Genomic DNA, 9,813 nt, shown 5'->3' with positions numbered 1-9,813 from the left:
GCTGGCGCACGAGGACAAGGCCGTGGCCCAGGCGCTGCTGCGCGAGGTCAATGCGCTCTACACCTGCGGCCCCGCGGGCGGTGGTGGCGTGCGCACGGCATTGCGTGCGCGCCTCAACGCGATGTCGTGCCTGGCGCCACGCCATACCCTGTTGTCCTGACCGGAGCCTGCCATGACCGTAACCACACAGCTCTACCGGTTTGCTCACGGCCGCACCGGCGACAAGGGCGACCGCTCCAACATCAGCGTGATTGCTTACGATGCCCGCGATTTCGATCACCTCGTCACGCACGTGACCGAAGATGCGGTGCGTGCGTTGTTTGCGCATCGGCACCCAGGGGCCGTGAAACGCTATCTGGTGCCGTCGATCCACGCGATGAACTTCGTCATCGATGGCGCGCTCGATGGCGGCGTCAACGATGCGCTCAATCTCGATACACACGGCAAGGCGCTGGCGTTTCTGCTGCTGGACATGCCGATTCCCTTGCCGCCGCGGTTCGCCGGCGGCGCCTCATGATTGCCAAGCTGTTCCATCACAAAACAACTGGAGGAGACACAGATGTCCGCGTTTCGCAGGCCGCAGGCCCCCGCAGCCCTACTCGCTTTCGCTACATTCACGTGCCTGGCCTTGCCGGCCGGTAGTGCATGGGCCGAATTTCCTGACAAGCCGATCCGCTTTGTCGTGCCCTTCGCGGCCGGTAGCGCGACGGACCAGCTCGCGCGCGCCGTGGGCCAGGCCGTGACGCAGGAAGCAAAGGTAACCGTGGTGGTCGACAACAAGCCGGGCGCGAACGGCTTCATTGCCGCCAGCGACGTGGCGAAGGCCGCCCCCGATGGCTATACGGTGCTGATCACCACCAACACCACGCACGCAGCCAATGAGCACCTGTTCAAGAAGCTGCCGTACGACCCGGTCAAGGACTATGCGCCGCTGACGGCGTTGGGCCGTGGCGGCCAGATCATGGTGGTCAATCCGCAGGTACCGGCCAAGACCGTGGGCGAGTTCATCGCGCTGGCAAAGAAGGAGCCGGGCAAGCTCAGCTTCGGCAGCGGCAGTTCGTCGTCGCGCATTGCTGGCGAGCTGTTCCAGCAGATGGCGCACGTGGAACTGCTGCACGTGCCGTACAAGAGCAACCCGCTGGCGATCACCGACCTGCTCGGCAACCAGATCCAGATGATGATCACCGACACGGCGACCGGGCTGCCGCAGGTGAAGAGCGGCAAGCTGCGCGCGCTGGGTGTCTCTGGCAAGGCACGCTCGCCGCTGGCGCCTGACGTGCCGACGATCGACGAGGCAGGCGTGAAGGGTTATGAGATGAGCTACTGGTTCGCGGCCTATGCGCCGGCCGGCACGCCGCCCGCAGTGGTCGGCAAGCTGAACCAGATGCTGGTCAAGGCTGCCAGGAGCGAAACGGCCGCCACTTTCTACCAGTCGACCGGTACCGACGTGTTCACAAGTTCGCCGGCCGAACTGGCGAAGTTCCAGGCGCTGGAATCGGCGAAATGGGGCCGCATCATCAAGGCGGCCAACATCCAGCCCGAGTAAGTTCGCTTCACGCAGAAACGGGTACGCTTTGCGCTGGCAGGGCGTTCCCGTGACAACTTGCCCCGCCACGCGCCGTGATTTCGCCTAGAGTGTCTGGATCGGAACGACTGGAGCGTGTCATGAGCCAGACAGGCAAGGGGTTTCGGAGTGAGCGGCGCGGTTTCCTGATCGGCGTGGCGTCCGCGGCGTTGGGCGCCGTGGCGTTGCCGGCGTCGGCACAGTCACTACGCGGCAAGCCGAGATCGAAGATCGGCGTAATCGGTGCCGGCCACATCGGCGGCACGATCGGGGGAATCTGGGTGGGTGTGGGGCATCCGGTGATGTTCTCGTCGCGCCATCCCGAAGAACTCAAGCCGTTGGTCGAGAAACTGGGATCGCTGGCACAGGCCGGGACCGTGGACCAGGCCCTCGAGTTTTCCAATGTCGTCCTGCTTGCCGTGCCTTATGGCGCGTTGCCCGAACTGGGCAGCCAGCATGACTGGAAGGGCAAGATCGTGCTCGACGCCACCAACGCGGTGGCGCCGCGAGATGGGGCGATCGTCGAGGAGGTCAAAGCCAATGGCATCGGGGTGACCACTGCCAAGTACCTGCCGGGCGCGCGCATCGTGCGCGTCTTCAATTTCACAAGCGCGGGGTCTTTCGCGCGTGAGAGCAATCGCAAGGGGCCGTTGATGGCGGTGCCGATGGCGGGGAACGATGCCGGCGCGCTGATCATTGCCGGCAGGCTGGTACGCGATGCGGGCTTTCAGCCCGTGGTGGTGGGAGGCTTGTCCAGCGCCGACCGCTTCGCGCCGGGAGGCAAGTTGTTCCACATGGAGGGCACGGAAGCGGAATTCCGTCGTGCCATGGCGCAAAATTCCGCGCCGTGATGCCTGAGCCCGTGATGCCTGCTGTGAGACCTGATCAGTGAGATCTGGTGGCGGCCTTGCTTAGCGGCGCCGCCACTCCATCGCCACCATCGAAGGCGTGAACCCGAGCTGGCCGAAGAATGCGGCTTCTGACGAGCGCGCCGCGCGTAGAACCCAGGTGATATCCGGATCGTTGCCCATGACATGCCGCAGCAGCGCGCGGCCGACACCGCGGCGGCGATGCTGTGGCGCCACGGCAACCATCGAGATATAGCCGTTTGCGATGTCGTCGCAGAGCGCGCGCGCGAAGCCGATGACCTCGCCGCCCTCCACCGCCACTGCGACGCGTTGCGAGTTGGCGATGAGCTGCGCGAACCGTTCGGGATTGCTGACCTGTTGTTCCCAACCATTGGCGGCAAGCAGACGCCGGGCTGCCTCGATATCTGCGGGCAACGGGTTGCGGATTTCCATTGACGATTCCTCCAGCCTGGTACTTGGGCACGCGCGCCTTACTCCCACGAAAGTGGGGGTACGCCAGTGCCTTCCGCCACGGGCGCGCGTATGGTTCGCGCGTTTTGGCGACAGAGTGTAGCTAAGCGAACACGGCTGCGTCAAACAACTTTATCCGTTAATCCCACGCGTTCGGTGCCGCACGAGGGCCTGCGCGGGGCCCTGTCGTGTCCCTTGGGCTAGCGGTATGATGCCTGCCATGAATGCCACGATCTTCTCCTCCGCCCACCCGGCAGATCAACTCGCCGAGTTCAACGACGCAGATAGCGCGCTGGCGCGTATCCGCGAGATCTATGACAGCTCAGTGGCCGCCGTGCGCGCGCGATTTGACGCGTTTGCCCAGGGCAAGCCGCTGCCGTCGGCCGCGCACGCGTGCTATCCGTATCTGGGCATCTCGGTCAATCTGGAGACGATGGTCACTGATAGCCGGCCTTCCTGGGGCACGGTGGCCTATCCGGGGGTCTATGGCACCACGGTGACGCGGCCGGACCTGCTGTGCGACTACTACCGCGACCAGATCGAGCGTCTGATGCGTTATCACCGCGTGCCGGTGGTGGTAGGGATTTCGCGCCGACCGATCCCGCTGCCGTTTGTGATCGAAGCATCGACCACCGATATCAGCTACACGCAGGCGCGTGAACTCGAGGCGTCATTCGTGCTGCCGGAACTGAGCCGCATCGACGACTCGATCGCCAATGGCACGTATGAGCCCACTCCGGGCGAAGCCTGGCCGCTGTCGCTGTTCTCGGCGGAGCGCGTGGATCTGGCGCTGCAGCGGCTTTATCACTACACGGGTACCGCGCCGCAGCATTTCCAGCGTTTCGTGCTGTTCACAAACTATCAACGTTACGTCGACGAGTTCGTGACACTGGGCCGTTCGCTGATGGCCGGTGACGGTGGCGATGGCTATGTGCGCTTCGTCGAGCCCGGCGACGTGATCCAGCAACTCGGCGAGCAAGAGCCGGATGACGCGACACGTCCACGTGCTTTGCCGCAGATGCCGGCCTACCACCTCGTGCGCGAGGATGGGCTGGGTGTCACGCTGGTCAACATCGGCGTGGGGCCTTCCAACGCGAAGACGATGACGGACCACCTCGCCGTGCTGCGCCCGCATTGCTGGCTGATGGTGGGCCACTGCGGCGGGCTGCGCCGCTCGCAGCAGCTTGGCGACTACGTGCTGGCGCACGCGTATGTGCGCGACGACCACGTGCTCGACCATGACCTGCCGCCCTGGGTACCGGTGCCGCCAATCGCCGAGATCCAGGTGGCATTGCAGGAAGCGGTGGCGCGTGTGACGGGATTGTCCGGTACCGAGATGAAGACACGGATGCGCACTGGCACGGTGGTGTCTACCGACGATCGCAACTGGGAACTGAAATCGAAGTCGCTCTACGCGCGCTTCAACCAGTCACGCGCGATTGCCATCGACATGGAGAGCGCCGCGGTTGCCGCCAATGGCTTCCGACTGCGTGTGCCCTACGGCACGCTCCTGTGCGTATCGGACAAGCCGCTACACGGCGAGCTCAAGCTGCGCGGCATGGCGAATGCGTTCTACCGCCAGCGCGTGAGCCAGCACATGACCATCGGGCTGGAGGCGATCCGCATACTGCGAGAGAACGGCGTCGAACAACTGCACTCGCGAAAGCTGCGCAGCTTCGACGAGCCAGCATTCCGATAAGACACCCGAGACACCTTCCTCCTTGTCTTCGTGAACGAAAAAAAGCGCGCGGTATCACCGCGCGCCTGGAATCGGAGTGAGCCGTCGCGAGCTCAGCCGTTTGACAAGGAGGAGAAAAATTGCCGCTTAGAAGCGATAGCCGACACCGGCGCTGAACAGCCACGGATTGAGCTGCACGTTCGATACCTTCTGGCCCGTTCCATTCGCATAGACGTTGCTCGAGATCCAGATCTTCTTGACGTCGACGTTGAGGAACCAGTTCTTGGTTACCTTGTAGTCCATACCGACCTGCAGGGCCGGGCCCACGCTCCAGCGGTCCAGGCCGAGGGAGTTGCCGGCGATGTCTGCGTTCCAGATGCGGGTCACGTTCACACCAGCGCCAACATAGGGGCGGAAGGTGCCATTCGGAATGAAGTGATATTGCAGCAGCAGGCTCGGAGGCAGGTGGCTGAACGTGCCGATCTTCGCGCCATCCAGACGGACATCCTGCTTTTGCGGAATCGTCAGCACCAGTTCAGCGGCGATGTTCGGCACGATGAAGTAGGTAACGTCCAGTTCCGGAATCCACTTGTTGTTGACGCTGATCCGGTCAGATGCGCCCACACCGCCAACCGGGTCGGACTTGTTGTCCATGTTCAGGAACGTGCCGCGCAGGCGGATCATCCAGTTGCTCTGCTGTTCGTCGGCGGCCACGGCCGGTGCCGAGAGCGCGCCGATCGTGGCGGCGGTCAGCGCCATGCAGATGGAGGAAACAAGGGTCTTGCGGCGGGGAGAGAGGGTAGTGGTCATGGTCGGGAAGCACTGGACATTGAAAATGTGCGCCCAGTGTGTCCCGTGGTTCCCTTGCAGACCTTGACATAGCACAAGCAAGAATCACCCTGCTCTCGAAAGGGGGATTGACCGTCGCCTGTGCGCGACAGATCGCCACCGCTTTGTGCAAACGGCGATCAAGCTTGTGCGGACAGGACTTCTATCCACATGCGGAATGATTCGTGGCGCCCACGCGGCCGCCCCCGTACGCTGTGCGCACGTGGTTGTGCACCGCGCATGTCGTGGGCGTCCGAGAGGACGTCTTTCGCGGTGTGCCCTCTGGGGGGAGGGCACACCGGTTTTCTCGGATGCAGGGCATCCGACAGTCTTCAGGCCGCCCTGGCCTGCACGGCTTCCGACATGTCGCGGGTCTGCAGATGGCGATTGATACCGGAGACCACGGCCTTCAGTGACGCCGTGACGATGCTGGGATCGACGCCCGCGCCGAAGCCCGTGGCCGAGTCCGCAACGCGCACTTCGACATAGCAGGCTGCGTTGGCATCGGCGCCCGTGGTCATGGCGTGCTCGTGATAGTCCATCACACGCACCGCTACGCCCAGGCTGCGCGTGAACGCATCCACTGCCGCATCGATCGGACCATTGCCCGTGCCACGCATGCGCATCGGACGACCATCGCGCACGATATCGATTTCCACTTCCGCGGCGGCGTCGCTGGCCGATACCATGCGATGCGATACGTAGCGCAGTGGCGCCTCGACGTCGAGATACTCGCGGCGGAACAGTGCGTAGAGATCCGCCGCGCTGGCCTCGAGCCCGGTTTCATCGGTCATGGCTTGCACTGCGCGGCTGAACTCGATCTGCAGGCGGCGCGGCATGTAGATGCCGTGCATCTGTTCGAGCAGATAGGCCATGCCGCCCTTGCCGGACTGGCTGTTCACACGGATCACCGCGTCATAGCTGCGTCCGAGGTCGGCCGGATCGATTGGCAGGTAAGGCACCTCCCAGATCGCATCGTCCTTCTGCTGGGCGAATCCCTTGCGGATCGCATCCTGATGCGAGCCCGAGAATGCCGTGAAGACCAGGTCGCCCACGTACGGATGACGCGGGTGCACAGGCAACTGATTGCAGTGCTCGACGCACTGGCGCACTTCGTCGATATCGGAAAAGTCCAGTTGCGGGTCCACGCCCTGCGTGTACAGGTTCAGCGCCAGCGTGACCAGATCCACATTGCCGGTGCGCTCGCCGTTGCCGAACAGGCAGCCTTCCACGCGATCGGCGCCGGCCATCACGGCCAGTTCCGCCGCCGCCACGGCAGTGCCACGATCGTTGTGCGGATGCACTGACAGCACGATGTGCTCGCGCCGCGCCAGACGGCGATGCATCCATTCGACCTGGTCCGCGAACACATTGGGGGTGCTGCATTCCACCGTGGTCGGAAGATTCAGAACCATCGGTCGGTTGGCATCGGGCTCCCACACGGCGGACACCGCGTCCGATACTTCGAGCGAGAAGTCGAGTTCGGCCAGGCTGAAGGTTTCGGGCGAGTACTCGTAGGTCCATGCGGTTTCCGGCATGGCATCGGTCAGTTCACGGATCAGGCGCGTGCCGGAGACGGCCACTTCCTTGATCTCCTCGCGCGATGCATTGAACACGATGCGGCGCCACGCGGGCGCGATCGGATTGTAGAGATGCACCGTTGCGCGCCTGGCGCCGCGCACGGACTCTACGGTGCGACGGATCAGGTCATCGCGCGCCTGGGTCAGCACGACGATGTTGACGTCTTCGGGGATGCGATCTTCTTCGATCAGCATCCGCACGAAATCGAAATCGGTCTGCGATGCGGAGGGGAATGCCACCTCGATTTCCTTGAGCCCGATCTTGACGAGCTGTTCGAAGAATCGCAGTTTGCGCGCGCTGTTCATCGGCTCGATCAGCGCCTGGTTGCCGTCGCGCAGATCGGTGCTCATCCAGCGCGGCGCGCGCGTGATCTGGCGCGACGGCCAGGTTCGGTCAGGCAAGTCGACCGTGGTGGCGGGGCGATATTTGGTGGATGGATCCTGCAACATGGGCATGGGAATTCTCCTTCCTCGCTAAGGGAAGATGCGACGAATGCGTCAAAAATGGAAAACGGACGGAAAAACGGTGGCGAAAGGCTGCCGAACTGCCACAGGGCTCTAGGCCCGGCAACCGATCGGTAGGCTTAGCAGTAGCGAGGAAGCGCCCAGGGCGCGGCACGACAGCAGGCCCGCGACGCACGCGCGCACGGCGGCATCGATGCGCAAGGCATCGGCGGCGTGGCGGAGGTTGAGTGCGGTGGCGGTCATCGTGCTGGGAAATGTGTCGCAGCGGTTGCGCGACTCAAGGAGCGTAGTGCAGAACACGGGCTGGCGTCAACCCGGGATCGGACGCGGATCCGCGTGGATGCGTGCTGCATTGGTGCGATCTGCGGCCGTCATGGCGGTTGCGTCTTCCGACAAAGGGATGAAACGAGCCTCTTGTGTTGGTTCGCACTCAATCCTCTGGCCGGTATTGCATCCGCCGCATCGCGCCTAGTCTGATTCTGGGAACGGGCCCAAAACTACAAGAGGGGATCATCATGCGGACACGTACGTGGACCACATGGCTCGCCTGTGCGGCGATCGCCATGCTGATGGTGGCATGCGGCGGCGGAGGCGGTAGTTCGGGCTCGGGATCGGCGCCATCCGGTGGCGCGGGCAGTGGCGGTAGCGCCGGCAGCGGCGGCTCCGCCGCGGTGGCAACGTCCTATACGCTGGTGTTGAACCAGACCTCGGGCAAGGTCGCGGTAGGCGACACGATGCCGCTGACTGCGTCAGTCGTTGACAATCTTGGCAATGACGTTACCGGTTCGACCACATTCGCCTGGTCGACCATCAATTCCTCCATCGCCGTCGTGGCGAACGCATCGGTACCGGGCGGCGCAGTGGTGACCGGCGTGGGTCTGGGTATCGCCAACATCAGCGTGGTGGCGACCGTGACCGGCGCCAATAATGCGACGACCGTGCTGCCACAGGCATCGGCGACGATTACGGTGGTTGCGCCGGGTAGCAGGACGTACAGCCTCGCGCTGCCGTACCCATCGCTTTCGATGACGGACGGGCAGACCCTGCGCGTGACGGCATCCTTGATCGACAGCGACGGCGCGGATCGCTCCGCCAGTGCCACCGGATGGACCTGGCGCAGCACCACGTCGGCGGTGCAGGCGGCAGGCGTGGCCAATGTCGGCGTGCTGCTTGGCGTCAATGCGGGCAGCACCGTCGCCCTGTCCGTGGTCAGCGTTCAGGTCACGGCACCGGATGGCAGCACCCTGACCGGCGCTTTCCCGGTGTCGGTGTTCCCGACCGGTGTATCGAGCTACCGGCTCGTGTTGTCGCAGAACGGCTCGCAGATCAACGCGCTGAACGTGCTCAACGGCTACCCACAGACGTACCTCTCGCAGGTGGTGCGTAGCGATGGAAACGACTCGACCCCAGATTTCACCGGCCTGTGGACCTTTACGACCACATCGCCATCGTTACTCGTGTTGCCGGATTCCTCGACACGTCTCACCACGGTCAGCACCGGTCGGCCGAACGGTGCGTCACCGCTCCAGAGCATTCTTTCGGAGATGGCCGGCAGCTTGACGTTGAGCGCAAAGCCGCGCGCCACGCTGTTCGTCACGGAGCAACCAACCTGGGCGCTGGTCTACAACGGTCCACAGCCATTGGTAGTGAACCGCCTGGCTGGCGCGACCATCGCGGTGCAACTGCTGCATCGTGGTGTGGATGAGGGCATCACCGGTTGCGGGACGAGCTGGGCGTGGTCGACGACGAGCAGCAATATCGTGGTCGCGCAGTCGGTGCTTGCGCCCAACTCGGCGTCGATCCTGCCGACGGCGGCTGGCCCCTTCTCGGTCACGGCGACATGCACGGCCGGGGTGGAGGCCATGCCGCTGTCGATCACGATTCCGGGCACGGCACAGTAACGTACTCCGGCGGGGTGCGTACCCGTTTCTGCGGACGCATGCCTCCTTGGTTCGCTCCCCTTTCCCGCTTGCGGGAGAGGGGCCGGGTGAGAGGGATCAGCGGCTCAAATTGCGACAAGGTGGCAAGCAGAGCCTCCACGCCCTCTCACCCAACCCCTTGCCTGCGCCGTGGGAGAGGGACGCAGGCGGATCAAGGCGTACCCATTTCTGCGTGCCTGAGTTGCATCCCCACAAATGAAAACGGCGACCTTTTCAGGTCGCCGTCGTCAGGCATCATCCGTCGATCCGGTCGTCAGGATTTGCGCACGAAGCGGACAATATGCTCGTTGCTGGCGCTGCCCGACTCTGTCGACTTGGTCGAGGTATTGGATCCGCAGGTGCTGCATCCACTATTCGTATCGCACCCTGTGGCGCAACCGGCGGCCTCGCGAGGTGCGAGTCGCCGCGCGACCCAGCCACGCCAGCCGCTGGCCGATGC

General features: G+C 63.9%; 8 protein-coding genes and 1 pseudogene. 5 read left to right on the top strand and 4 right to left on the bottom strand.

Annotated features, from left to right (window positions below; translation table 11 throughout):
- The first annotated feature begins 172 nt into the window (after positions 1 to 172).
- The 3 genes from D769_RS15395 to D769_RS15385 all read left to right on the top strand — a co-directional run bounded on the left by D769_RS15395 (position 173) and on the right by D769_RS15385 (position 2,415).
- Complete coding sequence (locus tag D769_RS15395) at positions 173 to 517, top strand: hypothetical protein (protein ID WP_008646527.1); 345 nt, start codon at positions 173 to 175, stop codon at positions 515 to 517.
- Between the two features lie 42 nt (positions 518 to 559).
- On the top strand, positions 560 to 1,546 hold the full coding sequence (locus D769_RS15390) for a tripartite tricarboxylate transporter substrate binding protein (protein WP_008646525.1): 987 nt from the start codon (positions 560 to 562) through the stop codon (positions 1,544 to 1,546).
- Positions 1,547 to 1,665: 119 nt separating this feature from the next.
- Positions 1,666 to 2,415 (top strand): NAD(P)-binding domain-containing protein, encoded by a 750-nt coding sequence (locus D769_RS15385; protein ID WP_008646523.1) that lies wholly within the window; start codon positions 1,666 to 1,668, stop codon positions 2,413 to 2,415.
- Positions 2,416 to 2,475: 60 nt separating this feature from the next.
- On the opposite strand, the gene D769_RS15380 is transcribed toward D769_RS15385, so the two are convergent.
- A complete protein-coding gene (locus D769_RS15380) occupies positions 2,476 to 2,865 on the bottom strand; it encodes a GNAT family N-acetyltransferase (protein WP_008646522.1) in 390 nt (129 codons plus the stop codon).
- A gap of 238 nt (positions 2,866 to 3,103) precedes the next feature.
- Here D769_RS15380 and D769_RS15375 point away from each other — a divergent pair, with 238 nt between their 5' ends.
- Positions 3,104 to 4,582 carry an AMP nucleosidase gene (locus tag D769_RS15375; protein ID WP_187192310.1) on the top strand — a complete coding sequence of 493 codons (1,479 nt, stop codon included), beginning with the start codon at positions 3,104 to 3,106 and terminating at the stop codon, positions 4,580 to 4,582.
- Between the two features lie 126 nt (positions 4,583 to 4,708).
- Here D769_RS15375 and D769_RS15370 read toward each other — a convergent pair whose 3' ends face one another.
- A complete protein-coding gene (locus D769_RS15370) occupies positions 4,709 to 5,320 on the bottom strand; it encodes an OmpW family outer membrane protein (protein ID WP_008646519.1) in 612 nt (203 codons plus the stop codon).
- 401 nt (positions 5,321 to 5,721) lie between these two features.
- Positions 5,722 to 7,419, bottom strand: a complete 1,698-nt coding sequence (leuA, locus tag D769_RS15365) for a 2-isopropylmalate synthase (protein WP_193750050.1) — start codon at positions 7,417 to 7,419, stop codon at positions 5,722 to 5,724.
- Positions 7,420 to 7,949: 530 nt separating this feature from the next.
- Between leuA and D769_RS15360 the strand changes: the two genes are divergently transcribed.
- Positions 7,950 to 9,335, top strand: coding sequence for a hypothetical protein (locus D769_RS15360; RefSeq protein WP_152415003.1), 1,386 nt, complete (start codon positions 7,950 to 7,952; stop codon positions 9,333 to 9,335).
- A gap of 292 nt (positions 9,336 to 9,627) precedes the next feature.
- Here the strand turns inward: D769_RS15360 and D769_RS32535 are convergent.
- Positions 9,628 to 9,813, bottom strand: a pseudogene (locus D769_RS32535) (hypothetical protein); the annotation flags it as partial.

Origin of the sequence: Cupriavidus sp. HMR-1, from assembly GCF_000319775.1 — a bacterium.
Classification (GTDB): domain Bacteria; phylum Pseudomonadota; class Gammaproteobacteria; order Burkholderiales; family Burkholderiaceae; genus Cupriavidus; species Cupriavidus metallidurans.
This window is presented reverse-complemented; position numbering and strand designations above follow the sequence as displayed.

Excerpts from the sequence above, each read along its gene's own strand:
- D769_RS15375 (WP_187192310.1), top strand. The coding sequence starts at position 3,104 with ATGAATGCCACGATCTTCTCCTCCGCCCACCCGGCAGATCAACTCGCC.
- D769_RS15370 (WP_008646519.1), bottom strand. The coding sequence starts at position 5,320 with ATGGCGCTGACCGCCGCCACGATCGGCGCGCTCTCGGCACCGGCCGTG.
- D769_RS15360 (WP_152415003.1), top strand. The coding sequence starts at position 7,950 with ATGCGGACACGTACGTGGACCACATGGCTCGCCTGTGCGGCGATCGCC.
- D769_RS15390 (WP_008646525.1), top strand. The coding sequence starts at position 560 with ATGTCCGCGTTTCGCAGGCCGCAGGCCCCCGCAGCCCTACTCGCTTTC.
- D769_RS15385 (WP_008646523.1), top strand. The coding sequence starts at position 1,666 with ATGAGCCAGACAGGCAAGGGGTTTCGGAGTGAGCGGCGCGGTTTCCTG.
- leuA (WP_193750050.1), bottom strand. The coding sequence starts at position 7,419 with ATGTTGCAGGATCCATCCACCAAATATCGCCCCGCCACCACGGTCGAC.
- D769_RS15395 (WP_008646527.1), top strand. The coding sequence starts at position 173 with ATGACCGTAACCACACAGCTCTACCGGTTTGCTCACGGCCGCACCGGC.
- D769_RS15380 (WP_008646522.1), bottom strand. The coding sequence starts at position 2,865 with ATGGAAATCCGCAACCCGTTGCCCGCAGATATCGAGGCAGCCCGGCGT.